Origin of the sequence: Pseudomonas sp. NPDC078700, assembly GCF_044542375.1 — a bacterium.
GTDB lineage: Bacteria > Pseudomonadota > Gammaproteobacteria > Pseudomonadales > Pseudomonadaceae > Aquipseudomonas.
Genome location: NZ_JBITUI010000001.1, coordinates 237101 through 263055 on the forward strand (window position 1 = coordinate 237101; position 25955 = coordinate 263055).

The 25955-nt window shown below is 52.0% G+C and carries 26 protein-coding genes, 1 tRNA gene and 1 pseudogene; 12 read left to right on the top strand and 16 right to left on the bottom strand.

The window, feature by feature from the left end:
* Window positions 1-135: 135 nt before the first annotated feature.
* Window positions 136-762 (bottom strand): annotated as a pseudogene (locus ACIGCM_RS01100) (LysE family translocator).
* Between the two features lie 14 nt (window positions 763-776).
* Here ACIGCM_RS01100 and ACIGCM_RS01105 point away from each other — a divergent pair.
* Window positions 777-929: a toxin-antitoxin system HicB family antitoxin gene (locus ACIGCM_RS01105; protein WP_397501079.1), complete on the top strand. Its 153-nt coding sequence runs from the start codon at window positions 777-779 to the stop codon at window positions 927-929.
* Between the two features lie 165 nt (window positions 930-1094).
* Here the strand turns inward: ACIGCM_RS01105 and ACIGCM_RS01110 are convergent.
* Window positions 1095-1171: transfer RNA gene (locus tag ACIGCM_RS01110), tRNA-Val, on the bottom strand.
* 184 nt (window positions 1172-1355) lie between these two features.
* Between ACIGCM_RS01110 and ACIGCM_RS01115 the strand changes: the two genes are divergently transcribed.
* Window positions 1356-2639, top strand: a complete 1284-nt coding sequence (locus ACIGCM_RS01115; RefSeq protein WP_397500205.1) for an NAD(P)/FAD-dependent oxidoreductase — start codon at window positions 1356-1358, stop codon at window positions 2637-2639.
* 314 nt (window positions 2640-2953) lie between these two features.
* Here ACIGCM_RS01115 and ACIGCM_RS01120 read toward each other — a convergent pair whose 3' ends face one another.
* From ACIGCM_RS01120 to ACIGCM_RS01130, 3 genes are all read right to left on the bottom strand, one after another.
* Entirely contained in the window at window positions 2954-3940 is a 987-nt protein-coding gene (locus tag ACIGCM_RS01120; RefSeq protein WP_397500206.1) for a PA2778 family cysteine peptidase, read from the bottom strand.
* Window positions 3925-4329, bottom strand: coding sequence for a PA2779 family protein (locus tag ACIGCM_RS01125; protein ID WP_397500207.1), 405 nt, complete (start codon window positions 4327-4329; stop codon window positions 3925-3927). Before ACIGCM_RS01125 ends, ACIGCM_RS01120 begins: the two co-directional genes overlap by 16 nt.
* A 157-nt stretch (window positions 4330-4486) precedes the next feature.
* A complete protein-coding gene (locus ACIGCM_RS01130; RefSeq protein ID WP_397500208.1) occupies window positions 4487-5386 on the bottom strand; it encodes a LysR family transcriptional regulator in 900 nt (299 codons plus the stop codon).
* 136 nt (window positions 5387-5522) lie between these two features.
* Between ACIGCM_RS01130 and ACIGCM_RS01135 the strand changes: the two genes are divergently transcribed.
* From ACIGCM_RS01135 to ACIGCM_RS01145, 3 genes are all read left to right on the top strand, one after another.
* Window positions 5523-6776, top strand: coding sequence for a D-amino acid dehydrogenase (locus ACIGCM_RS01135; RefSeq protein WP_397500209.1), 1254 nt, complete (start codon window positions 5523-5525; stop codon window positions 6774-6776).
* Between the two features lie 39 nt (window positions 6777-6815).
* On the top strand, window positions 6816-7172 hold the full coding sequence (locus ACIGCM_RS01140) for a RidA family protein (RefSeq protein WP_397500210.1): 357 nt from the start codon (window positions 6816-6818) through the stop codon (window positions 7170-7172).
* A gap of 135 nt (window positions 7173-7307) precedes the next feature.
* Window positions 7308-8276, top strand: a complete 969-nt coding sequence (locus ACIGCM_RS01145) for a TAXI family TRAP transporter solute-binding subunit (protein ID WP_397500211.1) — start codon at window positions 7308-7310, stop codon at window positions 8274-8276.
* 157 nt (window positions 8277-8433) lie between these two features.
* On the opposite strand, the gene ACIGCM_RS01150 is transcribed toward ACIGCM_RS01145, so the two are convergent.
* Complete coding sequence (locus tag ACIGCM_RS01150; RefSeq protein WP_397500212.1) at window positions 8434-8730, bottom strand: hypothetical protein; 297 nt, start codon at window positions 8728-8730, stop codon at window positions 8434-8436.
* Between the two features lie 147 nt (window positions 8731-8877).
* Here ACIGCM_RS01150 and ACIGCM_RS01155 point away from each other — a divergent pair, with 147 nt between their 5' ends.
* On the top strand, window positions 8878-9369 hold the full coding sequence (locus ACIGCM_RS01155; RefSeq protein WP_397500213.1) for a winged helix-turn-helix transcriptional regulator: 492 nt from the start codon (window positions 8878-8880) through the stop codon (window positions 9367-9369).
* 159 nt (window positions 9370-9528) lie between these two features.
* On the opposite strand, the gene ACIGCM_RS01160 is transcribed toward ACIGCM_RS01155, so the two are convergent.
* The 4 genes from ACIGCM_RS01160 to ACIGCM_RS01175 form a co-directional block, all read right to left on the bottom strand.
* Window positions 9529-10011 carry a VOC family protein gene (locus tag ACIGCM_RS01160; RefSeq protein ID WP_397500214.1) on the bottom strand — a complete coding sequence of 161 codons (483 nt, stop codon included), beginning with the start codon at window positions 10009-10011 and terminating at the stop codon, window positions 9529-9531.
* 200 nt (window positions 10012-10211) lie between these two features.
* The gene (locus tag ACIGCM_RS01165; RefSeq protein WP_397500215.1) at window positions 10212-10988 is read right to left on the bottom strand and encodes an alpha/beta fold hydrolase; all 777 of its coding nucleotides are present in this window, start codon (window positions 10986-10988) and stop codon (window positions 10212-10214) included.
* Between the two features lie 121 nt (window positions 10989-11109).
* Complete coding sequence (gene umuC, locus ACIGCM_RS01170) at window positions 11110-12381, bottom strand: translesion error-prone DNA polymerase V subunit UmuC (protein ID WP_397500216.1); 1272 nt, start codon at window positions 12379-12381, stop codon at window positions 11110-11112.
* A complete protein-coding gene (locus ACIGCM_RS01175) occupies window positions 12374-12808 on the bottom strand; it encodes a LexA family protein (protein ID WP_397500217.1) in 435 nt (144 codons plus the stop codon). The genes umuC and ACIGCM_RS01175 overlap by 8 nt, the downstream gene beginning before the upstream one ends.
* 221 nt (window positions 12809-13029) lie before the next feature.
* On the opposite strand from ACIGCM_RS01175, the gene ACIGCM_RS01180 reads away from it, so the two are divergent.
* Entirely contained in the window at window positions 13030-13725 is a 696-nt protein-coding gene (locus ACIGCM_RS01180; RefSeq protein WP_397500218.1) for a tRNA (adenine(22)-N(1))-methyltransferase, read from the top strand.
* Between the two features lie 111 nt (window positions 13726-13836).
* Here the strand turns inward: ACIGCM_RS01180 and ACIGCM_RS01185 are convergent, their stop codons facing one another.
* Entirely contained in the window at window positions 13837-16002 is a 2166-nt protein-coding gene (locus ACIGCM_RS01185; RefSeq protein ID WP_397500219.1) for an EAL domain-containing protein, read from the bottom strand.
* 409 nt (window positions 16003-16411) lie between these two features.
* Between ACIGCM_RS01185 and ACIGCM_RS01190 the strand changes: the two genes are divergently transcribed.
* Window positions 16412-16858, top strand: coding sequence for an anti-virulence regulator CigR family protein (locus ACIGCM_RS01190; protein WP_397500220.1), 447 nt, complete (start codon window positions 16412-16414; stop codon window positions 16856-16858).
* A gap of 364 nt (window positions 16859-17222) precedes the next feature.
* Here ACIGCM_RS01190 and ACIGCM_RS01195 read toward each other — a convergent pair whose 3' ends face one another.
* Window positions 17223-18683 carry a DUF1254 domain-containing protein gene (locus ACIGCM_RS01195; RefSeq protein WP_397500221.1) on the bottom strand — a complete coding sequence of 487 codons (1461 nt, stop codon included), beginning with the start codon at window positions 18681-18683 and terminating at the stop codon, window positions 17223-17225.
* A 343-nt stretch (window positions 18684-19026) separates the two neighbouring features.
* Between ACIGCM_RS01195 and ACIGCM_RS01200 the strand changes: the two genes are divergently transcribed.
* Entirely contained in the window at window positions 19027-19254 is a 228-nt protein-coding gene (locus tag ACIGCM_RS01200; protein WP_397500222.1) for a hypothetical protein, read from the top strand.
* Here ACIGCM_RS01200 and ACIGCM_RS01205 read toward each other — a convergent pair whose 3' ends face one another.
* The 4 genes from ACIGCM_RS01205 to ACIGCM_RS01220 form a co-directional block, all read right to left on the bottom strand.
* On the bottom strand, window positions 19255-20646 hold the full coding sequence (locus ACIGCM_RS01205; protein WP_397500223.1) for a heavy metal sensor histidine kinase: 1392 nt from the start codon (window positions 20644-20646) through the stop codon (window positions 19255-19257). It lies immediately after the preceding gene.
* On the bottom strand, window positions 20643-21326 hold the full coding sequence (locus ACIGCM_RS01210; protein ID WP_397500224.1) for a heavy metal response regulator transcription factor: 684 nt from the start codon (window positions 21324-21326) through the stop codon (window positions 20643-20645). The genes ACIGCM_RS01205 and ACIGCM_RS01210 overlap by 4 nt, the downstream gene beginning before the upstream one ends.
* Window positions 21327-21580: 254 nt before the next feature.
* Window positions 21581-22102, bottom strand: coding sequence for a plastocyanin/azurin family copper-binding protein (locus tag ACIGCM_RS01215; protein ID WP_397500225.1), 522 nt, complete (start codon window positions 22100-22102; stop codon window positions 21581-21583).
* Window positions 22103-22254: 152 nt separating this feature from the next.
* On the bottom strand, window positions 22255-22614 hold the full coding sequence (locus ACIGCM_RS01220; RefSeq protein ID WP_397500226.1) for a co-regulatory protein PtrA N-terminal domain-containing protein: 360 nt from the start codon (window positions 22612-22614) through the stop codon (window positions 22255-22257).
* A 332-nt stretch (window positions 22615-22946) separates the two neighbouring features.
* Here ACIGCM_RS01220 and ACIGCM_RS01225 point away from each other — a divergent pair, with 332 nt between their 5' ends.
* The 3 genes from ACIGCM_RS01225 (at window position 22947) to ACIGCM_RS01235 (ending at window position 25955) form a co-directional block, all read left to right on the top strand.
* Entirely contained in the window at window positions 22947-23279 is a 333-nt protein-coding gene (locus ACIGCM_RS01225) for a DUF2790 domain-containing protein (protein ID WP_397500227.1), read from the top strand.
* Between the two features lie 584 nt (window positions 23280-23863).
* Entirely contained in the window at window positions 23864-24067 is a 204-nt protein-coding gene (locus ACIGCM_RS01230) for a co-regulatory protein PtrA N-terminal domain-containing protein (RefSeq protein WP_397500228.1), read from the top strand.
* Window positions 24068-24224: 157 nt separating this feature from the next.
* Window positions 24225-25955 (top strand): copper resistance system multicopper oxidase, encoded by a 1731-nt coding sequence (locus ACIGCM_RS01235; RefSeq protein WP_397500229.1) that lies wholly within the window; start codon window positions 24225-24227, stop codon window positions 25953-25955.

Here is a 25955-nt window from a genome sequence, read left to right on the forward strand (position 1 = left end):
GAAAACAAAGTAAACCGATTTCAATCAAGGCCGCACTATAGCACATAAGAACCAACCGCTTAGCCCAGTTTTTGGATTATCTGGCCCTGCCCGCTTGGCACTAACCCTACCGAACAGCTAAATGCAAACACTCAACTAGCTTCTACTCAGCAAAACCAAGCGCGCCGACAACCCAAACATGACAGTTGCGACAAGATAACGTCCCATTCGGTTTTGCCCGGAACGCGCACCACGCAAATAACGTAGCCGGCTCGAACACATCGCCAGCAGCATATGAAACAGCAATGCCACCACCGAAAGCACTGCACCAAGCAGCATTAGCTGCAAGGGCACATTGCCATTCTGGACACTGACAAACTGCGGCAAAAACACCATGAAGAACAGCAATGCCTTTGGGTTAAGTAAACTATTCAATGTGGCTCGCACAAACACAGAATATAACGAAGCGGCCTCCTCCACCGATGCACCAGCAACAGCCTTGATTTTTAACGCCTGCCATCCCAGATATAACAAATATGCAGCGCCAACCTAACGGATCAACTCGAATGCTGGTGCCCAACTCATTATCAGCCCCCCTAAGCCAGCACCAACCATCAAGGTCATTATCACGTCAGCGAAGGAAATGCCAAGCGCAGCAGCAAAACCGCCACGCCAACCATCAGTAAGCGAGTGGGTAATAACAAACACCATATTCGGCCCAGGCACCAGCAACAATACAATCACAGCCACACTGAAAACTGACAACGTCGCGAAATCAAACACATCACTCTCCCTAACTGAAGAGCCTTAGACCAAAGCCCAGCTCAGGCACATTAAATCTAGACCTAGAACCAGAGCTACATACTTTATGTGTGTCCAAGGCAGAACTGGAAAAAAAGAGCATCAATCAATGGGTTACCGAAGTACTCAGTCGTGAGGCGCATGCGTAGAACTGCAAATTATCAGACGGGTCATGATCAGAAAGGAGTGGAATACTTGCGGGTCGGGGCTGATCTGAAGTTATGAGAAGCCACTTCGTTTTCCCAAAATATTCCCAAACAAAAAAGGCGATCTTTTCAGATCGCCTTCTAAGCCCCGTGCAGAGCGGGTTTGTTTGGTAGGCACGATTGGATTCGAACCAACGACCCCCACCATGTCAAGGTGGTGCTCTAACCAACTGAGCTACGTGCCTGCAATGGGTGCGCATTCTACGTCGGAGCGCAAAACTGTCAATACTTTTTTCGCTAAGCGACTGAATAAAAGCATTTTTTAGCCTTTCAACGCTTATTCAAGATTTGTTAAAGACCACTAGCCGGGCATTTTCAACTCGGGTAGCATCAGGCTATTCGTAAAAAATAAACAACAGAGGTTGCAAAATGGCGCACACGGAATATCCACAATCCTATTACGCGGCATCCGCGAACCCCGTCCCTGCCCGCCCCGAACTTAATGGCGACGTCGAAACCGACGTATGCATTGTTGGCGCTGGCTACACGGGGTTATCAACGGCAATCTCGCTACTCGAAAACGGCTTCAAGGTGTGCATCGTTGAAGCCGCCAAGGTGGGCTTCGGTGCATCGGGGCGCAACGGTGGTCAGATTGTTAACAGTTACAGCCGCGACATTGACGTTATCGAACGCACGGTTGGCCCGAAACAAGCTCAATTGCTTGGCCAGATGGCATTTGAGGGCGGTCGCATCATCCGTGAGCGCGTAGCCAAGTACAACATTCAGTGCGACCTCAAAGACGGCGGCGTCTTTGCAGCCAACACCAGTAAACACATGACCCACCTTGAATCACAAAAGAAGCTGTGGGAACGCTATGGCCACACTCAGCTTGAACTGATGGACGCCAAACGCATCCGCGAAGTGGTTGCCACTGACAATTATGTGGGTGGCATGCTGGACATGAGCGGCGGCCACATTCATCCGCTCAATCTGGCACTGGGCGAGGCTGCAGCAGTTGAATCATTGGGCGGCGTAATTTATGAACAGTCCCCGGCCACGAAGATTGAACGCGGTGCAAATCCTGTGGTTCACACGCCCAAAGGCCGCGTGAAGGCAAAGTTTGTCGTGGTCGCCGGTAATGCTTACCTCGGCGATTTAATGCCTGAGTTGAGCGCTAAATCCATGCCATGCGGCACCCAAGTGATTGCCACTGAACCGCTGTCAGATGAAATGGCCAAAAGCATTCTGCCGCAGGATTACTGCGTTGAAGATTGTAATTACCTGCTTGATTACTACCGCCTGACTGGCGACAAGCGCTTGGTATTTGGCGGCGGCGTGGTTTACGGCGCACGCGACCCGGCGAACATCGAGTCGATCATCCGCCCGAACATGATCAAAACCTTTCCGCAACTTAAAGACGTGAAGATCGACTATGCGTGGACCGGCAACTTCCTGCTGACCCTTTCGCGCTTGCCGCAAGTGGGCCGTATTGGCGATAACATTTATTACTCGCAAGGTTGCAGTGGCCACGGCGTTACCTACACCCACCTCGCCGGTCGTGTTCTGGGTGAAGCATTGCGCGGCCAAGCCGAGCGTTTTGATGCCTTTGCGGGTCTCCCGCATTACCCATTCCCAGGCGGTCGCTTGATGCGCGTACCCTTCACAGCAATGGGCGCCTGGTATTACAGCCTGCGTGATAAGTTCGGCTTCTAAACACGAAGCTAACTGCATATAAAAACGGCGCCTTATCAGACTGTGTGAAAACTACTGCACTCGACAATACAGCGTTATAAACAGACGAAAAATGCTCATTTAGAACACCTAAAGTCGAACGCGACCCCGGTGTCTTTTCGCCTGTTAAAGCCTTGTCTTGCCTTCGCTCGTGACGTTTTCACACACCCTGCTTATGGCGCCGTTTTTATGTTTTCGATTTCAAGGGTGGACGACGCTTTTCCGTCCACCATCAAACGCCGCAGATATCCAGATATTGGCTGAGACGTTGGTCGACATGCTTCGCTTGTCGCACCCTACTTTGCCATCGCATTACTCACCGCTGAACAAGCGGGCAATACCGAACACTGCCCGGTAGCTTGCGTGGCCACATTAAGTGGCGAGCTAAAACGTTCATCCTTAGGCGCCAGCTGCTTAGCACATGCCTGAGCCTGAGCAGCCTGTTGCCCACAGCCGCGCTCAGCTAACACTTGCGATAAGTTAAACCAGCCGGCAGCAAAGTCAGGCTTATGCTGCACACTTTTGCGCAGATCCGCCTCAGCACCTGCGACATCGCCACTGGCGTGTCGGCTGTTAGCCATGGCAAACCACGTCAGGGACTCATCAGGCCACTGCCGTGTAGCTGTGCGGTAAGCACTTTGAGCCGCTTGTTTACGACCTGTTTCCTCTAGATCATTTGCCGCCTTGAGCCAGGTTTGCAGCTCGGGTTGAGCCGGTAACTTGTTCGGCGGCATGGTAACCACTGCCCAGCGATTAGCCCGCGCCCAGCTTTCATCAAAGCCTGCAAAATCAGTCACCCAGCGACGCGTCGTGCCAGAACGTAAAATCAAGGTTTTGGCCCGCGTATCAAAGCCAACGACCACCGCAAAATGCCACTGCGGATACCAGTCAAACGCCTGATTCTGCAACACCAATACCGGGTTACCTGCGGCCACCTGAGTCAGGACTGACTCCAGTTTGGGTTGCAATGGATACACCAGCATCTCGTGTGAGCGCGCGGCTGCAACCATCTCAATCTGCAAGCTGCCTTCACGCCCCGGAATATAGACCTGATCTTTAAGCACACCGGGGCTGGTCGCGATACCACGCTGAGTGAGCATGGTGGATAGCGCCGCCGGGCCACATTGGTACTCGGTCTGAGCAAAGAAAGGCACATCACTGAGTTCTACACGTTCAGGCAACTGCGCAATCTGCGGTGATAACACCGGAGACTGCGCACAGGCTGAAAGCAAAATAGTGAGTACCAGAGGAACAATTAATCTGCTGCTTATCGATTTATACATTTCACAAAACTGAAGATGTCGGTAGCACAGAGCATATCGGTAACGATGAAGATCACAAAGAACAACACAATAATACCAATCACACCGCTGCCTGCAGGTGCCTGGTCGAGCTGTTGGTTAAACTGCGCCAGCTCAGCATTGGTCAGGCTGTTAATTCGCTTTTCGACAGTGTCGCGGTCAACCCCAAGGTTGTGCAGCTTGTCCTCAACACCCTGCTCATCGAGCATGCCCAGTAACTGCTGGCGATCAACCTGCTGCTGATGCTCAGAAAGCACTTCAGAGGTGCCGATCATCGACGACGCATTGGCCAGCGGAACTTGGGCGATCATCAGTACGTGAAATACAGCTAGCATTGCTGCCAGTCGACGAAACATTGGGCTTGTGCTCATGACGCTTACCTCTTGATTTATTTCACTTTATGACTTGCTCCCGAAGTAAGGGTTCACTATGCCTAAGCCTTTCTATGTATTAGCGAATCGAAAAGGTGGAGTTCTTCCAGAGGTATCCAGACACCCCATGCTTATGCTGAAACCAAAAGCCGGATGTTTACTCATTCATTAGCCGATCCGCGACTTCACTGATTTGCTCAATCAGTGCTTGCTGAGCCCGGGGATACTCTTCACCGACACGGCGCAAGTGATACAACCCCACCACCAGATTCGGCTCCACCACACGGACCTGAGCGCCACCCAGCGCGGCGACTCTAGCCGTCAGCGGGTCAACCAGCGCCATGCCTTGCCCGGCCGCAACCAAGGCGCCAGCCAGTTGATAGGTTTGCACCCAGGTATTTATTTGCGCGGGAGGTTGCAGGGCTCGCAAATGCTCGCCAATCAAACCGCCCAAGGCATCACGCGTGTCTAAACCAATCAGCGGCGCCCCGGCCAAGTCCTGCAGGTAAATCGGCTCATTGCACTGATCCTTACTCCAGCAACCTGCAGGCGCTATTAATTGCATGCAGCCCTGGGCCAGCAATTCACAGGCTAACCCCGGGTGTTCAACCAGTTGCAGGGTCAAGCCAATATCAGCTTCACGCAGGAGTAAACGCTGAATCATTTCTGCGGAATGTTGGGTCGCCAGATCACAGGTGACATCTGCATATTTTGCCCGCCACTGACTCAGCGCCAGGGGTAATAGCTGCTGAGCCAAGGCCGGAGTAGAGACCAGTCGCAGCGTATCCTCAACCCCTCGCTTAAGATTGCCTGCCAGGCGACGCAAGCTTTGTAAATCAGCCGATAAGCTTTCGGTTTTGTTACGCAAAATCCGTGCTTCGACTGTCGGTTCTAACTTGCCCCTCACGCGGTTGAATAAATTAAACCCTAACTGTTGCTCCGCATGTTTCAGCGCCTTGCTGGCTGCCGGCTGAGAAATATTTAACAAATCGGCGGCGGCCGTAACGCTGCCCGTTTGCAAAATTGCCTGAAACACTTCGATATGACGCAAGTGCATGCCTTTCTCCTTCTGCGGACCGCCAAAATCAAGGGCCTAGCATAACCTTTGGTTATGACCTCCCTGCAATCTTTCATTGGTTTCAAGTGAGTGCAATTACATAACCTGAACCCACAACTAAGTATGAGGTGGATGAATGCGCGTTGCGGTTATTGGAGGAGGCGTCATTGGCTTAACAACGGCCTACGCCTTAATACGCCAAGGTCATGAAGTCGACCTGATTGAGCGACGTGACGAGGTCGGACTTGAGACCAGTTTCGCCAATGGCGGCCAGCTTAGCTATCGCTATGTCTCCCCTCTTGCCGATGCGGGTGTGCCACTAGAAGCGCTCAGCTGGATGCTCCGCAGTGATGCGCCCCTGCGCTTTAAGCCACAATTTAATCTCCAACAATGGCGTTGGTGCCTACAGTTTTTAGCCGCGTGCAGACGCTCGGTTAATCAGCGCAACACCGCGCACTTACTGCGTTTAGCCTTGCATAGTCAAAGCATACTTCACACTTGGCGCGAGCAAGACCTGCTCGATGACTTTGCTTGGCGTTCAAATGGCAAGCTGGTGGTTTACCGCGAAAACACCAGTTGGGAAAAAGCTCGCAAGGCACCTGAAGATGCGAACCGGCGGTTACTCAATCGCGAGCAATGCTTGGATATTGAGCCCGCACTTGCAGGCATCGCCAGTGAGTTGTGCGGAGGGGTTTATGCCCCCGGAGACGAAGTCGGTGATTGCTATCGGTTCTGTCAGCAGTTACTCAAAAGGCTACGCACGAACCCCAGATTTCAGCTGCATGCCAATTACCAGGTTGAAAGCTTGAGTGTGAGTAACGGTAGCGTCCAAGCCTTGCGGCTGCACTCAGGTGATGAGCACCGAGTGGATCATGTTGTCGTCGCGGCAGGCGTTCACAGCCTGAAGTTACTCAAGCCACTGGGGATTGATGTGCCGCTCTATCCACTTAAGGGCTATAGCCTCAGCTTGCAGCTCACCCCACACAATAGCGATGCCTATCAAGCTGTACCTGAAACCAACGTGACCGACTACGACAATAAAGTGGTGTATGCCCGTCTAGACGACCAGTTACGGGTGGCCGCCATGGTCGATGTAGGCGGTTGGGATAGCAGCCTCGATGCCACTCGAGTCGACCAGCTACGCAAATTGGCCACACTTAGCTTTCCTGGCGCGGGCAACTTTGCCGATGCCTCGGCCTGGGCGGGATTACGTCCGGCAACGCCCGAAGGCACGCCATGGCTGGGTGCAAGTGGCATCAAAAATCTCTGGCTAAACCTGGGTCACGGCAGCCTTGGCTTCACGCTTGCCTGTGGCAGCGCCGATGTACTGGCACACCTGATCGACGCCGCGCCAGCCCCAATCAGCTTAGACGGCCTCACGCGTAGATAAGCGCTCAAACACATCAATCACTCTGAATCAGGAAAATTTATGACTATCCAGCGCATGCAAACCAATGATCGCTTATCCGGGGCCGTAAGCTTCGGCGAACTGGTGTTCTTGTCTGGCCAAGTGCCCAGCAATCGCTCGCTTGATGTAGCGGGTCAAACCATTGAAGTGTTGGCCAAAATTGACACCTTGTTGGCAGCTGCTGGCTCGGATAGTAGCCAAATGCTAAGTGCACAAATATGGTTAAAAGACATCGAACACGATTTTTCAGCAATGAATCAAGAGTGGATTAAGTGGTTACCTGATGGCTGCGCCCCAGCCAGGGCAACAGTTGAAGCACGCTTGGCTTCAGACGATGTATTGGTTGAAATCATGGTAATTGCCGCACGCAAAAGCTAAGCCCGCATGGCCTGCAGAGCGAATCAAGGTTGCAGGCTGAGCGAACAGATCGCTCCTTTAAACCAGGCGCACCTCAATAGCTAAACCGAGCATTAAAAAACGCTGTTAACACAATTATAAATAGAGGACATACCGATGAAAAATAACAAATCCCGGTTACTTGTCAGCGCGTTAGCCGGACTATTTCTGGCCACACCAACCCTTGCAGCAGAACGTTATGTGACCATCGGTACAGGTGGTCAAACTGGGGTGTATTACACCGGTGGCCAATCCATCTGCAGGTTTCTCAACCGTGCAGAGGTTGAACCGGTAATCAAGTGCAACGCCACTTCAACGGCGGGCAGTGTTAGTAATATCGTTGCACTCAACGGCGGTGAATATGACTTTGGTTTTATCCAATCAGACCACCAATACAAGGCCCAGAAAGGCCTACCTCCTTTTGAAAAGCTAGGCCCACAAACCAAACTTCGCGCACTGTTCTCTTTACAGAGTGAAATTTTGACCGTGGTCGCCCGGAAAGACAGTGACATCAAGACCATCGAGGATCTCAAGGGCAAGCGAGTGAACATTGGCGTGCCCGGCTCAGGCAGCCGAGACACAGTCGATGAGGTGATGGCAGCTGAAGGCTGGACCAATGCGAGCTTCACTCTGGCGGCGGAGCTAAAGCCTGCAGAAATGGCTGCAGCGCTAGGCGACAACAATCTGGACGCCATCACCTACGTGGTCGGCCATCCTAGCGGCGCAATCCAAGAAGCCCTGGTCAATGTCGATGCTCAAATTATCCCCGTCACCGGGCCTGCAATCGACAAGCTATTGAGCAAGGCACCCTACTTCAGCAAAGAGAGCATTCCGGCTGGCATCTACCCTGGGGTCGATAAACCCATTCCATCTATTGGCGGCAAAGCGGTGCTGGCGACCATGTCGACTACCGACCCTGAGCTCGTGTATCAACTGGTTAAATCGGTGTTCGACAACCTTGATCGCTTTAAGCGCTTACACCCCGCGTTTAAAGACCTCAATGCGAAAGACATGATCAAGACTGGCCTGACCGCCCCTCTGCACGAAGGCGCAGTGCGCTACTACAAAGAACAAGGCTGGATGTAACCCCTACGCCCCCGGATGGGTTTGATTGCTGCGCGCTTTGCAATCAAACCCATAACCGCAGGTGCTTAGGACCCAAAGAAGCCGCTATCAGCCTGAAGCACTCATACACAGCCAGCGGCTTTTGAATCATTCCAGGCAGGACAACTGCACATCGACATCAACCCTGCGCATGCCCCGCCGATTCGAGTTTCTGCTCGACATCTTTCAAGCCCTGTGTTGCCTGGTTAGAACCCAGTCTTCGCGCTTCGAGAAACCAGCTATGGGCATATTCAAGCGCCGAAACGTTCTGGGTGTCCTCAATGGCCCTCGCTAAATGGCACTGACCGGCAGCGAAGGCAATATCTGCCGTTATCACGGTGTCATCCAGTTCATTGGTTATACAAACGGCATAGGGTTCAGCATTCACTGTTCCGGCGATAAGAAGGGCTGCAGCAGCCATGAGCGGCTTGATCATAAGAATTGCCTCGGTAGATAGGTTTCATAATAGAACCTTGCGAAACTCAAAGTAGGTGCTATCATGAAACCTGTCAACAGATTTTTGCTGCTCGTCGTCCAACGGCCACAACACTAGGAGCCCTTCACAGTGGAAAGAGTCAGCTTCGTGGACCGCAATTGTAATATCGCCCGCTCAGCAGACGTGCTGGGAGACTGGTGGAACCTGCTGATTGTTCGCGAGTTACTCTGGGGGACGACTAAGTTCGATGAGTTCCAGCGCAACTTGGAGATATCCAAGGGCATTTTGTCGAAGCGACTCAAAATGCTTCAGGACCATGAGATTCTGGTGAAAACCAGCGTTGGCACAGGTACTGAATATTCCCTGACAAAAAAGGGTCGTGCACTGCATGTCATCATTATTGCCATGATGCAATGGGGTGATAAGTGGAACCCGCTACCGAACGGTCCTCCTGTCGAGTTGATAAATGCTCAAAGCGGTGCAGCGATCGCTCCCGTCAACTTGACGGACATCAACGGAGAACCCGTGAGCCTACGGGACTTACGACTACGCCCTGGTCCTGGCAGCGACACTGAGATTCGAGACAGGCTGGACAGGCTCTATACAGCGCGTGAAGAAGGCGCAGCCAAAAGCGATTAGATGCCCCGCTCCCGGCACAATACCAATCGTGGACAGGCAAGCGTTCGGTTCACAGACACTCAGCCCCCACAAAGCTGAAATAACCTGCAACTTCGATCATAAGCCATCATCGAAAATGAGTGGACGCAGAGTGAATTATGCTCCGCATCCTTTCAACGCTTACGCCCCTTTTAGTGCTGCTTCAATCGTTGCGATATCGATCTTTTGCATGCCCATCATGGCGTCGAATGCACGCTTGGCCGCTGCTTGATCTGGATGGGTAATCGCAGCGCTCAATACCCGGGGAGTGATCTGCCACGACAAGCCCCATTTGTCTTTGCACCAACCGCATGCGCTTTCCTCACCGTCGTTACCGACAATCGCATTCCACAGGCGGTCTGTTTCGGCCTGATCGTCAGTGGCAATTTGAAATGAGAACGCCTCAGTGTGCTTGAACGCATCGCCTCCGTTGAGCCCCATGCAGGGAATGCCCATCACAGTGAATTCAACCGTCAGAACATCGCCCTGCTTGCCCGCAGGGTAGTCTCCCGGGGCGCGATTTACAGCACCCACCGCGCTGTCTGGAAATGTCTCGGCATAGAAGGTCGCCGCATCCAACGCCGTGCCGTCATACCAAAGACAGAGGGTGTTTTTGTTGATCATCTTGGCTCTCCAGGTTTGTGACTAACCTAAGAATTTTAGTCGCCCTATTGCCTATCAAGACCTTATCTGACGGAACGCCGCAAAGCCATATGACCAGCAAACCTATGGCCTCAGCTTGATCGTCTATTCAGGGGCTTTATGTTTAGCTAGCGGACAATCAGACCGCATTTTGCAGACTGATCAAAAGCGAGGTTGAGCATTCACGCGAGTGGGCTTAGGAACATACACACCCGTTCAAGCACAGCATCCGGGTACTGACGATGCGGAACATGGCCGCAATCAGCAAGCACATGCAGACTGACCGGGGCTTTGACCTGCTCGGCTATGCGCTCCAGGTGATGGGTTGTGCCAAATTCATCACTGTCACCATGCAAAGCCAGTACCGGGCAGCTAACTTGCCGCAGTTGCTCATCCAGACGCCAATCACTGAATTCATCCGAGAGCCAGGTATCGGTCCAGGCATGCAACACCCATTGGGCTTTATCGCCGTGGTATTTCTCCAGCCGCTGCATTTGACCCGCCTCAGTAAAGGTCTGCTTGGCCTGACGTATACCGTCAAGGGTCAGCGCTTCAACAAATGCCTGCGCCGACTCAGTAATCACCCCTTGGCAATTTGCATGTGCGCCCGCACAACCGATTGCCATACCAGCGCCCACACTGTGGCCAAAAACAACAAAGCTGTGCAGCTTGAAGAACTGGCAGACTGCCTGAAAATCGCCCTTTGCTTCATCCTCAACAAAGCTTAGGGACAGCGTGCCCGAATGCCTTGCCGAGCGCCCAAACCCCAGCCGGTCATAGGCAATCACCTTGCGACCAGTGGCTTGCGCTAAACGTTCGGGAAAGTCACGCCACAGCGCCACACACCCCAGCGAATCATGCAGCAACACAACGGGCGCGCCCTGCCCTTGCTCAACATCCCAGCTCTGCGCAAACAGCGTACCCTCAGGTGTCTCAATCCAGTGTTGTTGGACTTGCATTAACGCGCTCCACAGCCAAATAACCGACTGGAACGTTAAGCGCAGCGCGGTCACAAAGCAATGCGGGTGTTTTTAACGCGTATAGCCCGTGCTGCATGCACACTCAGCGCAGCCTTGATTGCTATCGAATCATCCAAAGCTGATCAATACGTGTGGTATAGCTTGGGCTCATCAGTTCGCGGCGCATTGCCCAGTCAGGCGCAGCCGGTACACCCCCCGGCCGCACAGTGCCCTTGCCCCACTTGGCATTGATCGAGTCGAGCACCTGCATCACCTTCTCTGCCGCGACAGACTGGGTGACAGCAAACATATCGTCGGTAAATTCACCACGCTGACGCAGATCAAGCAGTAATACCTCGGCCTTGCTGAACGCATAGCCTTTTTTGAATACCTGCCCGAGGCCATCAACCACAGCCTTGGTGATTTGCCGCGTGTCATCCGTTGGGTATGGCAGCTCGCATACAACGCCTCGGGCGAACTTTGGCTCATCCGGGTTGAACATCCCTGTGCGTATACTTACCCGGACTTTTTTGCATAATGAGCCTTGGGCTCTTAACTTTTCGCATGCTCGCGCGGCATATGTCGCTACGGCTTCGCGAATCGGAGCGATGTCATGCAAGCGCATGCCAAACATTCGCGAACAACAAATCGCCTGCTTAGGGGGTGCTAGCTGCTCTAACTCAAGGCAAGGCACCCCACGCAACTCCCGGGCGGTTTTCTCAACAATCACGCTGAACTGCTTACGCAGGGTCCAGGCGTCGGCCTGAGCCAAATCCCAAGCCGTGCGAATATTCATGTTGTTGAGGTGCTCCGTCATGCGCCGGCCCACCCCCCAAACATCGCTGACGTCCAGCACTTTGAGCAGCTTGTCGCGCCGAACGGCATCACGGATATCCACCACGCCCCCGGTTTGCTGCACCCACTTCTTGGCCGCATGATTGGCCAGCTTAGCCAGCGTTTTAGTGCCCGCAATGCCCACACCGGTCGGGATACCCGTTGAGCGCAGCACCTGAGCACGAATCTCCCGGCCCAGCGTTTCAACTCGGCCATCAGCGATACCGCTGAGGTCGGCAAAAGCCTCGTCGATGGAATAGACCTCCAGCGCCGGAACCAACGACTCAATAACCGTCATAACCCGCTGGCTCATGTCGCCATACAAGGCATAGTTGCTGCTGAACGCGACGATGCCGTGCTGACGCAGTTTGGTTTTGATTTGAAAGTACGGCTCGCCCATTTTTATAAAGGGCTTGGCGTCCGCCGAACGTGCGATCACACACCCATCGTTGTTGGATAACACCACAATGGGCGTACGCAACAAATCTGGCCTGAATACACGCTCGCAACTGGCGTAAAAGCTGTTGCAATCGATCAGTGCGAATATAGGGTCAGCCATGCTGGTCAAGACTGCGTACGCAATAGCGCACGACACCCCAAATTAGCAGTTCATCGCCCTCTAAAATGTAGCGCGGTGAATACAGCGGGTTTTCCGAGAGCAAAACGATTTGCTTGCCGAGCATGCCTAAGCGCTTGACCATGGGTTCCGCATTGACAGCCGCAATCACGATATCACCGGTCCTGGCTTCCTTTGCGCGGTCCACAATCAGCAAATCCCCGCTGAAAATGCCAACGCCACTCATACTGTCGCCACAGGTTCGCGCCAAATAGATATGCGGCGCGCCAAGCTCCAGAAGCTCATCAAGGGAAATTTCTTGCTCAAGGTGATCACTGGCCGGGCTTGGAAAGCCGGCCGGTATCTTGAAGGAGAAATGTGGGAGCAGCGCAACCGATGGCGAGAGCGGCGCAATGAATGTAAGTGTCATAAGAAAGCCCGAATACTGTGTTTATATACAGTACATCTAGATCTGGACACCCACAACGACATTTCATACAGCAGCAGACTAATGGCATTCACAGCTCATTAAAGCGCTTGATTCTGACCTGCCCATCACGGCGTTCTTTACTCGCAGACATTTGAAATGCACGGCGTAGCTCGATAAAGTCGCGCCCCGACGGGTGCCGGTTATGGTTGAAGGGGTTGCAGTTGAGCGAACAGACATTGTCCATCCGCCTGGAGCGCGTTGCAGCGCATGTGCCGCTAGGTGCGCGTCTGGCTGATATCGGTTCGGATCACGGCTACCTGCCGGTGGCGCTGGTGCGTCGTGGTGCGATTGAGATGGCGGTGGCCGGAGAGTTAGCACTGAAGCCGCTGCGCTCGGCCGAACGCAATGTGCACGAAAACGGTTTAGAACAATGGATCACCGTGCGCCTGGCCGATGGGTTGGAGGCGATCCAGTCAACGGACGGAATCACCGCGATCAGTATCTGTGGCATGGGCGGCGAAACCATCCGCGATATTCTCGAAAGTGGCAAGTCGCACCTGAACGGCCAGGAGCGCTTAATCCTGCAGCCGAACCGCGGCGAGCAGCCACTGCGCCAATGGTTGATGGAAAATGGCTACCGCATTCTTTGCGAAGAGGTGCTGCGGGAAAACCGCTTCGACTACGAAATCATCATCGCCGAGCGCGCCGAGCCTGCGACATACAGTGCCGAGGAGTTGTACTTCGGTCCTCTGCTGATGCGCGAGCGCAGCCCAGCTTTTCTTGCGAAATGGCGCCGAATGCTGCACCAAAAACAACGCACCTTGGCCAACCTCGCACACGCGCTGCAGAATATTCCCGAAAGAAGAATTCAGGAGACCCACCAGCAGATTCGCTGGATCGATGAACTGCTGCGTTAGTCCAATCCAAGATCCTGCACCAACAGCGCTGCAAGGTGCAGTCGCCGTCCCGTCATAGCCCTGCTCGGCGATACTTTTTTGCGCCCAACTGAATAATTAAGCCTCAATACATCAAGGCAAAATAAACCGCTCCGCGAAATCAGTTGCAGTCATCGGCCGGCCGTATAAGTAGCCCTGCCCCTCATCGCAAGCATAATGGCGCATCAATTGTTCCTGTTCGCGAGTTTCAATGCCCTCAGCCGTCACTTGAAGGTTAAAGCCAGCGGCCAGCGTTGAGACGGCCTCGATTATCACTTCATCTTTCTTGCTACGCTCCACACCGCTGACAAAGGAACGATCAATCTTTAATCGGCTTACGGGGTAGTCCTTCAACAAGCTCAAGGAGGCGAAACCTGTGCCGAAGTCATCGAATGCAACGCCGACCCCCAAAGCACGAAGGTGATGCAAGGGCTGCATGATGCGTTGCTCATTGCGCAGGATGATGTTCTCGGTGATTTCCAACTCAAGCGCGCTGGCAGGCAGGCAAAAATCCTTCAACGCCGTTTCGACAACATCAGCAAAGTCTGGCGTACGAAATTGCGCAGCAAATAGGTTGACGCCGATTCTGAAACCATCACAACCTTCACGACGCCATTGAGCAGCCTGCTGGCAGGCCTGACGCAAGATCCACTCCCCCACGGGCACCGCAAGCAACCCAGCCTCAAGTACAGGCAAGAAAGCAGCAGGTGGCTGCACACCAAGCGTCGGATGGTTCCAGCGTATAAGCGCTTCAGCGCCGGAAATACTGCCATCTATCAAGCGAACCTGAGGCTGATAATAAAGCTCAAACTCTTTACGCTCCCAAGCCCGACGGATTGATGAACTCATCGCCCCTTTCTTTGTGGCCTTCTGACGAAGCTCAGGGGTAAACACCCGCACCAGATTGCGACCGTCGGCCTTGGCTTGATAGAGGGCAAGATCCGCATTAGCGATCATTTGCTCTACATCAGCGCTAGTCCCTGCCCTTACCGACACGCCAATACTGGCGCCGATATGAATCGAGCTGTCTTCAAATTCGATTGGTGACTCAACCAACGCAATCAGCGCTAAGCCAAGCTCAACGGCTTCATTAGGATCTGTCGTCCCAGGCATAAATACGACAAACTCATCACCTCCCAGCCGGGCGACCATATGCTGCTCAGGCACGCACTTACGCAGCCGCTCAGCTGTAATCTTCAGGACAAAATCACCTGCGTAGTGCCCTAAGGTATCGTTGACATCCTTAAAGCCGTCCAGATCAATCAGCAGAATGGCTGCAGACACCTGAGCATCGCAGGCTTGCTGAATGTGCTGCTTCAAGCTTGAGCGATTCGCCAACCCGGTTAGGTGATCATACTCAGCGGCATGCTTAAGCTGCTTGACCGCTTCTACACGCTGGGTGATATCACGAATAATGCCGCCAAAGTGCAGTTCACCGGCATCCGTCCATTGTGAAAGGGAAAGCTCAATGGGGAACTCAGTGCCATTTCGATGGACCGCCGTTACATTGACCGAGGTTCCGAGTATCCGCGGAGTTCCGCCTGATACGACGCGCGTAAAGCCCGCGTGATGACTCGAGCGCATTGCGTTAGGAACAATAATATCCAGAGAGCGGCCGATTGCCTCTGTGGCTGAATAACCAAACAATGCCTCTGCCGCGGCATTCCATGAGGTGATGCTGTTTTTACTGTTCGCACAAATAATCGCATCAGGTGAAGTCGATGTGATGTTGGTAAAACGCCGGCGGCTTTCCAGACTCACACGCTCCGACTGACGCAGCTCCATGCGTTCGACCACCATTTGCGCCAAATCCTGAAGCACCACGCAGTCTCGCGGTGAGAATGTGCTGCGGGGTTGGTTATCGATCACACATAAACTGCCCAGCGCATGGCCGGATGCAGTTATAAGCGGCGCCCCTGCGTAGAAACGGATATTGGGGTAGCCCGTGACCAAGTCGTTGGATTGAAAGCGCTCATCCTCAGTTGCATCGCCAACAATAAAAACGTCCTTACCCATGATCGAAAACGTACAGAAAGACACATCACGGCCTGTTTCGCCTACGTCCAGACCCACACGTGCCTTAAAAAACTGACGGTGACGATGCACCAAAGAAACCAACACGATGGGTGCATCAAAAATCCGCGACGCCAGCTGTACGATATGGTCGTACTCACGCTCAGGCGAAGAATCCATGAGTGCGAAGGCGTCCAGGACCTCAAGGCGCTCTTCATCATATTCAGGCACGGGGTAACGACTCATCTACTATTCCCTGATGCAAATACTCGGTCTAAGGGAGTTGCCTCGCAAATGCGTTTATTGCACTTATTTACTGTTAGCCCCTGCAACAAATGACTCGCCCCTGACGCCCCATATAATTAATGACAACACCCATGCCTGCTGGGCGGAGTTGGCGATGCTTTGAAGAATAGTAGTGAAGCCCGCTCGACGCGGCAGCATCCCATACAACACCAGCAGTAAGGCCAGCCCCGTTTTTAATTTTATCGGCCGGGGTCTAGAAAAGTTGAAAGGCAAAGGCATAAATCGGGTTTGAGTTACTAGCCGCATCACCATGGCCATTCAACCCGTGGCTCTGTACCAGACAACGGAACGAGTAGCGATCAGCGCGTCTAAACTTAAAGAATAACCTTCAGTTTTAAAGGAGTAGCTTATGCGTAGGACTGATGCTTGGATTGCAGCTGTAACATGTTTAGCACTAGCCTTTAGTTCAGCCAGTGCATTCGCCGACCCAGGCAAAGGTAATGGCAAGGGTAATTCGCCAAACAGCCAAGGCTATGACAAACACAATGGCTATAAAAACCATGACAACCACGACTGGGATAGAGGGCCAAATATCAATCACAGTAGCGTTATGGGCATTATTGGCGGCTATCGGGACTACTGGAACCCTGGGCCTGCGTTACCGCCGGGTATTCAAAAGAATCTCGCTCGGGGCAAGCCACTTCCACCTGGAATAGCCAAAAAGCTGGACGGTCGCTTGCTCGGCAGATTGCCTCATTATGAGGGCTACGAATGGCAACAGGCGGGCACTGACCTGATACTGGTCGCGCTAGCCTCCGGGCTTATCTATGAGGTGCTTAACGGCGCTTTTGATTAACTCAACTGCGCTTTCCAGAGGACCAAGACCACAGCGATGCAATCCTTAGGCGCTTATGGCTCTAACCCAAAGCAAAATGACAGGCCTTCGATGTTCTCGCCACAAAGGACTGACAGGTTAAGCGTTAGCTGGCTGCAACTCGAGCAGTCAGCGACCTTGGCCAAGGTCCAGCCGCCACCTATTTCCCAAGCGTTATCAAACCCAAGCACATCGCAATTGCTGCTCACCAACGTGGAAAACCCACTACATCAGGGGGCGGCCATTGAACGGATATTGAGTGGTCCTGTGGCTTGTTGGCCAATGCCTAAAGCGCCGTTTAGTCAAGGCCGTCTGATCTTTATCAAACGGCCCTCAGTTCATTTCACTATTTGACTTGCACAGCAGCGGGTGGCGTCCACTTGCCACTGAGCACCTCAGGCTTTGGCCAGTAGGTGCGGATGGTCATCTCGAACTCGCTCTTAGGTGCTGGCAACCAGTTAGCTTCCTTGTCCTTACCGGGTGAGTCATGCTGGATGTAAATGGTCAGTGAACCATCGGCGTTGGTCTTCATGTTCTTCACGTTTTTGGTGCCGACCGAGTAGCGTTCCATGTCGTTAGCCGCGAAGAAATGCTGTGGGTCGTACATGGTCAGCGACCAGAACCCATCAACCGGTGGTGTCTGCCCTTTAGCGAAGGTCACGGTGTAATTGTTATCACCATTGAGGCGCTGGTTCTGGCTATCGACCTCAAGGAAGAAATAACGCGTTTCTTCAGGCTGATTGGTGTACATGTTCGACTTTGCAGTGGCCAATCGTGTCAGGTAATCATTTCCCCAGCGCGCCACATTGGTTGGCGAGTTCCAGCCATTAGGCAGCGCAGAACCGTTGGTCCGGAAGCTAAACAGCGGGGCAATAACCTTCTCTTCAGTTTCGGTTACCGCCTTGACCATTGCCTCTTTTACAGCAGGATCCTTGGACGCTTCCAGCAAGGCTTTCATCATCGCATAGCGACTTTCTTCACCGGCCAATGGAGGTACTTTTGCCAGTACTTCAGGGAGCTGATCGAAGAACTTGGCCGGGTCAACCCAGCGCGTTTCAGTAGAGGTTTTCGCTCCCGCCGGGAAGTGCGGCAAGTTTTTCCAATCCATCTTTTTGATCTTGCCGTCATAGGTGCTCAGCGGATAAATCGACATGCCATTGAGTACCGTTTGTACGGCTTCGCGATCTGCACTGCTGTCATCCATAAACACCCGTGGGCCCATTGCCACAAGCTCAGTCGGTGCCTTGATTACCTCGGTGATGCCGTCCGGCACCTTACCTTTCCAATTGGGCCCAACCAGTAAATAGTTACCAGGCTTGGTGCCGTATTGCTTACCAATCTGCGAGAACTCTTCGCTGCGCGCATCGTAGAGTGCATAAACCCAAAAACGATCGCCAAAATCTGGTACTTGCAGAACCACCGGATCATCATCCACGGCGGCATAACCAAAGCCATACACCACGTCTTGATTCGGGTGCGCCACCCAGCGCTGCTCCGGGGAAATGTAGTTACTTAACATCGCCACATAACCGGTAGGTGCTGTTGGCAAAATGCCACCAACCAAACCTGGCTTAGGCGCAGAAGCAAAAGATGCCCTGCGATTAAAAGCGTTCACAAGTGGCCAGCCCCACAGATAGGTATCCTGGGCGATAACCGCCGCACTTTCCGGGGTGATCACAGTACCGGCTGGAATGCCTGCTACCTCCGTTGCAGCCTTCCCGGCAGAATTCTCTGCCGCATGGCTGACCCCAGCTAGCGCTGCGCTGAGTGCTAAGGCAAGCAAGGTGTAGCTAACGCTGTGCTTCATCGATTTCAAACTCCGTTTGTGTGGTCACAGGCAATTTTTGCCGGGCTTATTACCGTTAACTTATGCGTATCACGCCAACCCCTGAAGAACCGGGCCCGAAATCAGTCTGACTTTCTATTTAAGCGCAAAAAACCACCGACCTTGAGCACACCGAGCTTATTCCACTAACCAGGCGCACTAAAGCCAACGGTTGCACAACAATGGTAGCCCAAGCTCAGACTTATGACACCGCGGTAGTGTTTTTCAGCCCTCAAATACTTGTCTATATGCACGCCAAAACCAGAGATGAATAAACTAGAAGTATTACGATAAAGGCAACTGCTGCTGGGTAGCCGAGGTGATCATGCACGTTGTCTTCGCTGAGCCGAACAACCACACCGAAGGTATGACCTTGACGCGAGAAACACTTAACGGCGTGATGCGCAAGCAAACCACGCTGAAAGATGCGGAAAGTTCGGGAGACATTAAAGTCAAGGGTGACAAAGGCAAGCCACCGGATGTATTCGGTGGCTTGCTTTTTTATGGTGTACAAAAACCAAGAGATGCTCAGGTGCAGCAACGCCTTAACTGATCAGTCAAAACCCCGTAAGCCTGGCACTGGGAACTCCATAGTAAAAGTCGTTATATTTTGCCTTGAGCTGCACCAAATTTTGCCTTTATGGGCCTCCACAATAGAACGTGTGATTGCTAACCCTAGTCCTGCATTGCTCGCCCCACCTTCCCGTCTCGCTGGATCAACACGGTAAAAGCGGTCAAACAGTTTATTTAAATAATCTTGCCTGATGGTCTCACCAGGGTTTTCAACAGTAAGCATTACGCGGCTGGTGTCGGATGTAATCGCCAGCGATATCACTTTGTTTGGCTCGGTGTAACGCAATGCATTTGAAATCAGGTTTGAGATGGCTCGGTCGAGCATAAGCCTATCGCCCAACACTTGCCCGTGGCCGGTCACATTGAGTTGAACGCACTGTTCATCGGCAAGCAGACTGTAGTACTCAATCAATTTGCTGATCAGTGCATGCAGCTCAATGGGTTCTTGCTTGGGGATAATCAGGCCGTTGTCTGACTTGGCCAAAAACAGCATGTCGTCGATCATGCGCGACATTTTGTTGAGCTCTTCAAGGTTTGAGTACAGGTTCTCCTGGTAGGACTCAATGTTTCGCTGCTGACTCAGTACCACTTCGGTGTGGGTGACAAGGTTGCTAACAGGCGTTCTCAGCTCGTGAGCGATGTCTGCAGAAAAGTTGGACAGTCGAGTGAATGAATCATCGAGACGCGAAAGCATTTCATTGAATGAACTCACCAACTCCTGCAGCTCTTGCGGCACAGGCCCCAGTGGAATTCGATCATTAAGGGAGCGTACTGATATTGCTCTGGCTGTTTGTGTTACGTGGCGCAGCGGTTCTAGGCCAGTGCGGGCAACCAAATAGCCGAGCCCAGCGCTCATCAATGCACTCAGCACCAGGCCCAACCAGAACCAGCGTTGCAGCATTTCAAAAAAGTGTTGGTGGGTCGTGACATCAATAATCAATAGCACCGTTTGTGCAACGGACTGGTTCTCTTCAGGGACGTCAGCCGACAGGCCTCTGTACAGGTGACCTCCGGCTTCCCACTCAAACATTCTTTGGCGTGTTGGGCCCAGGTATTCAGCTGGGAGCTTGAATGACTCAGGTGCTGAGAAGATCACCTCCCCGCCCTTATCGAGGATAAAAGCAGCGAGATCCTCGTGCGCCCCCAGCAGTGCATTCAGTTGTGGTTCAGCATTGTTAAATTGCTGCTTATTTTGTATGCCACTCAGAATATGCTGGGCAGAGGCAACCTTTTCATTCAGGGTTTGTTGATCGAGCATCTTGAAATGGTGCTTGGCTAGCGCGTGAAAGCTTAAGCCCGCCACAACCAGAACGGTGATGACGCCAAGCATGAACATCATGCTCATCCGAGTTGTGAGTGAGTAACGCCTCATGGCGTATCTGGGCCGTCGAGCATGTAGCCCATGCCACGAGCGGTATGGATCAGTTTCAGCTCAAAGTCATCGTCAATCTTGGCGCGCAATCGGCGGATGGCAACTTCAATGACGTTAGTGTCGCTGTCAAAATTCATGTCCCACACTTGCGAAGCAATAAGTGCCTTCGATAAGACTTCGCCGCGGCGCCGCATGAGCAATTCGAGTAACGCAAACTCTTTGGCGGTGAGATCGATTCGTGTGCCATTACGTAAAGCTCGACGCTTCATCAGGTCGACCTGTAAGTCAGCGATTTTCAGGCTGGTGAGCGTCGGCGCACTGCTCCCACGACGCAATAATGTTCGGACCCGAGCCAACAACTCAGTGAAGGCGAAGGGTTTGATCAAATAATCGTCAGCGCCGAGTTCTAACCCTTTCACACGATCATCGACACCATCTCTCGCCGTGAGAAACAATACAGGCACAGCGTTATCCGTGGTCCGGAGCCTGCGCAACACCTCCCAACCGTCCATGCCGGGCATCATCACATCAAGAATCAATAAGTCGAAAGGTTCGCTCAACGCAGCCTGCAGAGCATCAATGCCTGTCATCACGCGTGTCACGTTAAACCCGGCCTCAGTGAGACCTTGCTGAAGGTACATACCTACTTTAGGTTCATCTTCTGCGACTAAAAGCTTCATAGTGGAATCCAATGACGGTGTGTTGTTAGTGTGCAACCAAACCCGTGTATTAACCATAAGCTTACAAAAATGTAATTTCGAGACTCAGCGCCAACAGGTATCTAACATACGAGCTCCATACCGTCCCATTTAACTCTCGCTAGAAATACACATCCTACAAGCACCTCTCCATCCGCCGGCATTCTCAATGCTTTAAACGCTCACTGTAAGCGACGTGGTAAATGGAGTAGGTATCACCTAGCCTAAGGCTAGGTTCAGCGCACAATTATCTTGCCTACCATACCAGACTGATAATGACCCGGGATGTTGCAGGCGAACTCTAGATTGGTTGCATTGGAAAAAGTCCAAATCAACTCTTCACTGGAACCGGGTTTAACTAACACACTGTTTGGGTCATTATGGGCCATGTTAACCGTTTCATTCCCTACAGAAGAGTGCGCCTTACTGTTAACGCCTTGCTCGCCGTTCATGGATAGGGTGCCGCGCTGAAACATAGCAATCATTTCCTTTTGGTGTTGCGCATGAGACTCAGCGCTGCCCAGGTTAAACTCATGCAATAAAGCACCCTCATTCTTTAGCACGAACCGAACAGTTTCCCCACGCTTAATATCCAGCGTTTTCATATCGAAAAAAATGTCACCCATGTTTACTTGAATTGTGCGGTCAACCTGCTGACGCACCTCGAACTTATCAGTACCGGCCTCTTCATGCCGTGGGGATGCGTACACTGAAGCCGTACCAAACAATGTAACAATAGCCGTTATCAAAATATTCACAGATGCACCTCAACTCATAATAAAAAGAAGTTTATGTTCCATAACAGCACATGCTTTAAGGCCCATCAGCCAAAACATAAAATAGGATGATGAAACATCACGGCACCCAAGGGTGCCGCTGGAAAAACAATTTACAATGCCTCGAACACCACTTATGGGTGGCACTCTTTGTCGGCCATCATCAGTTTATGCTCTCTGATCATTTGATTTAGAACATCGTCTACAACTTTATCGTGTGCCTCCATCCATATCAGGTGTTCTGCGGCTGAAATATTCGGTTCAGGGTGAGTGTCATGGAGTTCACTCATGATTTCCTCAAGCATCGCCATGTGTTGTTTCATATGAACATGCCGTTCATTAGCGGGGGCTGTTTCTGCCTTAATTAATACAGCCTCTGCTCTATTACTCATTTCCTGCATTCGCTTGAAGGTGCGATCACCTCCCCCCTCAGCCAATACCACAGATGCCAACACCAGAGCGCCAACAAAGACAAATGATTTAAGGAGCTTCATATAAGTACCCTCTCGAAAACGGTATATTTCTGCGTTAGAACACCCGGTCAATTGCAAAATCAGTGTTCATGGATCAACCTTAAACAAACGCAACTGTCAGTACCCTTAAGCCAAGATTACAGTTATGTAATGTTTGCCAATTCAAGCCATAAAACATCTCACCCGCACGCACGGGGCCATTAGCCCCCTATAAAAAATAGTGCGTATCAGTGCCACTGATTATTTTACAGGGAAGCAATTAACATCAATAAATTACAAAGATGTAATGTTTAGTTAAGCATTACGTCAGCCGACCAAATCTATACTTTCATCACACACAAGAGGTGATGAACATGAAAACCATAAACCTAATTATTGCTGCATCAATCCTAACTTCTTCTGGCATTGCGGTTGCTGAGGGTGTAACAGATCGGACTTACGGTCGAATGATTCAGTCTAACGAACAGGCAATGCGTGACTACGCTATTTCAAAAGGAAAGCCTGTTCCTGAAGTAGTTCATTATAGATACGGCATGGACCTCGACATCGACACTATCATTAGCCTTACCCCTACTGACGCGGGATGCGATGTGATGCCTGCCCAAATAACGTATGAAGACTCGAGTGGAAAACTAAATATTTTGGAGTACCGTGTTAATGGCACAGGGTGCACAAGTCAAAATTAATGCGCATTTACATAACGCTTACTAAAACTCGACTTACACCTAATCCGGATATCCGGTTGCATGCATCAGTCAGCCTAAGTGCGCTGACTGATGCGGGGTTAATCAACCTTAATACCTTGGGGATCGTTCGAGGTTTCCATACTGTTTAGGGACTGCGGCTAACCGGGATGTCCAGTTCACTTCCCCCTCTTGTTCTTTGTGTTTAAACAACACAGCTCTGCGTATTGATCATCCTCTTGCGCTCGTGGGTCTTGAGGGTGCTGCAGCGCTTCTCCCGAACATAGGCCGTTGACCGACATGCTTATCCTCACGAAAGGCATTCCACGTTCGGTCACTTGCTTGATCGCTTCGACTCGGGATTATTCAGGGTTTGAACACGGCACCACCCAGAGCCCCTCCGCTTAAGGCATGCAGCTGTCCACGAAAAACCTAGGGCAATCCAGCTTGACCTGTTCTGAACCTGACAAAACTGTAATGTTGAGCTCAGTTTTTTGACAGGCAGTGACCGTTAAAGTGATCTCGAGCTTAAGGCTCAGCGCATGAACGCCAATGAGTTCATCGCCTAATAAATCGAGGTAACTGAAATGAAAATGCTCAGCGCTTTATTAATCACTGCCGCCGTAAGTCTTTCATCTCTGGCCATGGCCGAAGGGGGTGGAGACCGGACGTTTGCACGTATGCAAGCAGCAATTGAAAGCTCCACACAAACCACTCAACTGGCGCTGCAACAACAGCCAAGAACAATCGTGATGCCTGCTGATGAAACACACAGCCACGCCAATTGTTAACCCCTGAAACTGACACAAACCTCATCAAGGGGCAGGAAGAAATGTGGCACTTTTTGAATAGTCGGTCTGGCAGCGGAACCTAGCAATCCGTAGTCGCAGCACATGCCAGGCTGACCTGTTCAACAGAGCTATTACTTGGCTGAATGGACTTATCAATATGCACAGTAAAACATCGAGACGAACCTTTGTTAAAGGCTTGGGCTGCGCCGGAATTATCGGTGGCCTTGGTTTATGGCGCACGCCGGTATGGGCGCTCACCAGCCCAGGTCAACCCAATGTGCTTAGCGGCACCGAGTTCGATTTATTCATTGGCGAGACCCCCGTCAACATCACGGGTAAAGCGCGTCTTGCCAAGACAATAAACGGCTCAATGCCGGGGCCTATTTTGCGTTGGCGAGAAGGCGATACAGTTACGCTGAGGGTTAAAAATCGCCTTAAGGAAGACACCTCTATTCACTGGCACGGCATTATCTTGCCGGCGAATATGGATGGCGTTCCCGGATTTAGTTTTGCCGGTATTGCCCCCGACGGCATGTATGAATACAGATTCAAACTCAATCAAAACGGTACCTACTGGTATCACAGCCACTCTGGCTTACAGGAGCAGGTTGGTGTTTACGGCCCACTCGTGATTGATGCCAAAGAGCCGGAGCCTTTCACCTACGATCGCGATTATGTGGTGATGCTCACTGACTGGACAGATGAAGAGCCTGCTGCAGTTCTTAACAAACTTAAAAAACAATCTGATTACTACAACACCAATAAGCGCACTGTCGGTGATTTCATCGATGACGTCAGCGAGAAGGGTTGGTCTGCCACACTTGAAGATCGAAAAATGTGGGCCGAAATGAAGATGAGCCCTACTGATCTTGCTGACGTCAGCGCCTTTACTTACACCTATTTAATGAATGGCCACGCCCCAGATGGAAACTGGACTGGCATTGTCAAACCGGGTGAAAAAATTCGCCTGCGCTTTATCAATGGCTCAGCCATGAGCTATTTCGACGTGAGAATTCCTGGTTTGAAAATGACTGTCGTTGCATCTGACGGTCTGCATGTTCAACCAGTGAGCGTCGATGAACTGCGCGTTGCGGTCGCTGAAACCTATGACGTGATTGTTGAAGTGGCAGACAAAGAGGCCTACACCATCTTTGCTCAATCAATGGACCGCACCGGATATGCGCGTGGCACCTTGGCGGTTCGTGAGGGTTTGAGTGCCCCCGTACCTGAGACAGACCCTCGACCGTTGATTTCCATGAGCGATATGGGCATGGACCATGGAAGCATGGGCGGTATGGACCACAGCAAAATGTCAGGTATGGATCACTCCCAAATGGGGGGCATGGGCGCCGGCATGCAAGCTCATCCGGCATCAGAAAATGACAACCCGCTCGTCGACATGCAAACCATGATGCCAACCCCTAAGTTGGATGACCCGGGGATTGGCTTACGTGATAACGGCCGCCGAGTACTGACTTACGCCGATTTAAAAAGCACGTTTGAAGACCCTGATGGCCGCGAACCAAGCCGCACGATTGAATTGCATCTCACCGGGCATATGGAGAAGTTCTCCTGGTCGTTCGATGGGATTCCGTTCGCGGACGCAGAACCTGTTCGCCTCATATATGGCGAGCGCGTCAGAATCACCTTGGTTAACGACACCATGATGACGCACCCCATCCATCTTCATGGCATGTGGAGCGACCTGGAGGATGAGAACGGTAATTTCAAAGTTCGTAAACACACCATCGATATGCCGCCCGGGACCAGGCGCAGTTACCGCGTAACTGCAGATGCGTTAGGCCGTTGGGCTTATCACTGCCATCTGTTGTTGCATATGGACATGGGAATGTTCCGCGAAGTACGTGTGGAAGAGCAGAGGACTTAA

Excerpts from the sequence above, each read along its gene's own strand:
- ACIGCM_RS01135 (WP_397500209.1), top strand. The coding sequence starts at position 5,523 with ATGCGCGTTGCGGTTATTGGAGGAGGCGTCATTGGCTTAACAACGGCC.
- ACIGCM_RS01195 (WP_397500221.1), bottom strand. The coding sequence starts at position 18,683 with ATGAAGCACAGCGTTAGCTACACCTTGCTTGCCTTAGCACTCAGCGCA.
- ACIGCM_RS01225 (WP_397500227.1), top strand. The coding sequence starts at position 22,947 with ATGAAAACCATAAACCTAATTATTGCTGCATCAATCCTAACTTCTTCT.
- ACIGCM_RS01220 (WP_397500226.1), bottom strand. The coding sequence starts at position 22,614 with ATGAAGCTCCTTAAATCATTTGTCTTTGTTGGCGCTCTGGTGTTGGCA.
- ACIGCM_RS01165 (WP_397500215.1), bottom strand. The coding sequence starts at position 10,988 with ATGCAAGTCCAACAACACTGGATTGAGACACCTGAGGGTACGCTGTTT.
- ACIGCM_RS01205 (WP_397500223.1), bottom strand. The coding sequence starts at position 20,646 with ATGAGGCGTTACTCACTCACAACTCGGATGAGCATGATGTTCATGCTT.
- ACIGCM_RS01175 (WP_397500217.1), bottom strand. The coding sequence starts at position 12,808 with ATGACACTTACATTCATTGCGCCGCTCTCGCCATCGGTTGCGCTGCTC.
- ACIGCM_RS01200 (WP_397500222.1), top strand. The coding sequence starts at position 19,027 with ATGCACGTTGTCTTCGCTGAGCCGAACAACCACACCGAAGGTATGACC.
- ACIGCM_RS01140 (WP_397500210.1), top strand. The coding sequence starts at position 6,816 with ATGACTATCCAGCGCATGCAAACCAATGATCGCTTATCCGGGGCCGTA.
- ACIGCM_RS01150 (WP_397500212.1), bottom strand. The coding sequence starts at position 8,730 with ATGATCAAGCCGCTCATGGCTGCTGCAGCCCTTCTTATCGCCGGAACA.
- ACIGCM_RS01190 (WP_397500220.1), top strand. The coding sequence starts at position 16,412 with ATGCGTAGGACTGATGCTTGGATTGCAGCTGTAACATGTTTAGCACTA.
- ACIGCM_RS01160 (WP_397500214.1), bottom strand. The coding sequence starts at position 10,011 with ATGATCAACAAAAACACCCTCTGTCTTTGGTATGACGGCACGGCGTTG.
- ACIGCM_RS01145 (WP_397500211.1), top strand. The coding sequence starts at position 7,308 with ATGAAAAATAACAAATCCCGGTTACTTGTCAGCGCGTTAGCCGGACTA.
- ACIGCM_RS01235 (WP_397500229.1), top strand. The coding sequence starts at position 24,225 with ATGCACAGTAAAACATCGAGACGAACCTTTGTTAAAGGCTTGGGCTGC.
- ACIGCM_RS01115 (WP_397500205.1), top strand. The coding sequence starts at position 1,356 with ATGGCGCACACGGAATATCCACAATCCTATTACGCGGCATCCGCGAAC.
- ACIGCM_RS01210 (WP_397500224.1), bottom strand. The coding sequence starts at position 21,326 with ATGAAGCTTTTAGTCGCAGAAGATGAACCTAAAGTAGGTATGTACCTT.
- ACIGCM_RS01120 (WP_397500206.1), bottom strand. The coding sequence starts at position 3,940 with ATGTATAAATCGATAAGCAGCAGATTAATTGTTCCTCTGGTACTCACT.
- umuC (WP_397500216.1), bottom strand. The coding sequence starts at position 12,381 with ATGGCTGACCCTATATTCGCACTGATCGATTGCAACAGCTTTTACGCC.
- ACIGCM_RS01185 (WP_397500219.1), bottom strand. The coding sequence starts at position 16,002 with ATGAGTCGTTACCCCGTGCCTGAATATGATGAAGAGCGCCTTGAGGTC.
- ACIGCM_RS01125 (WP_397500207.1), bottom strand. The coding sequence starts at position 4,329 with ATGAGCACAAGCCCAATGTTTCGTCGACTGGCAGCAATGCTAGCTGTA.
- ACIGCM_RS01230 (WP_397500228.1), top strand. The coding sequence starts at position 23,864 with ATGAAAATGCTCAGCGCTTTATTAATCACTGCCGCCGTAAGTCTTTCA.
- ACIGCM_RS01130 (WP_397500208.1), bottom strand. The coding sequence starts at position 5,386 with ATGCACTTGCGTCATATCGAAGTGTTTCAGGCAATTTTGCAAACGGGC.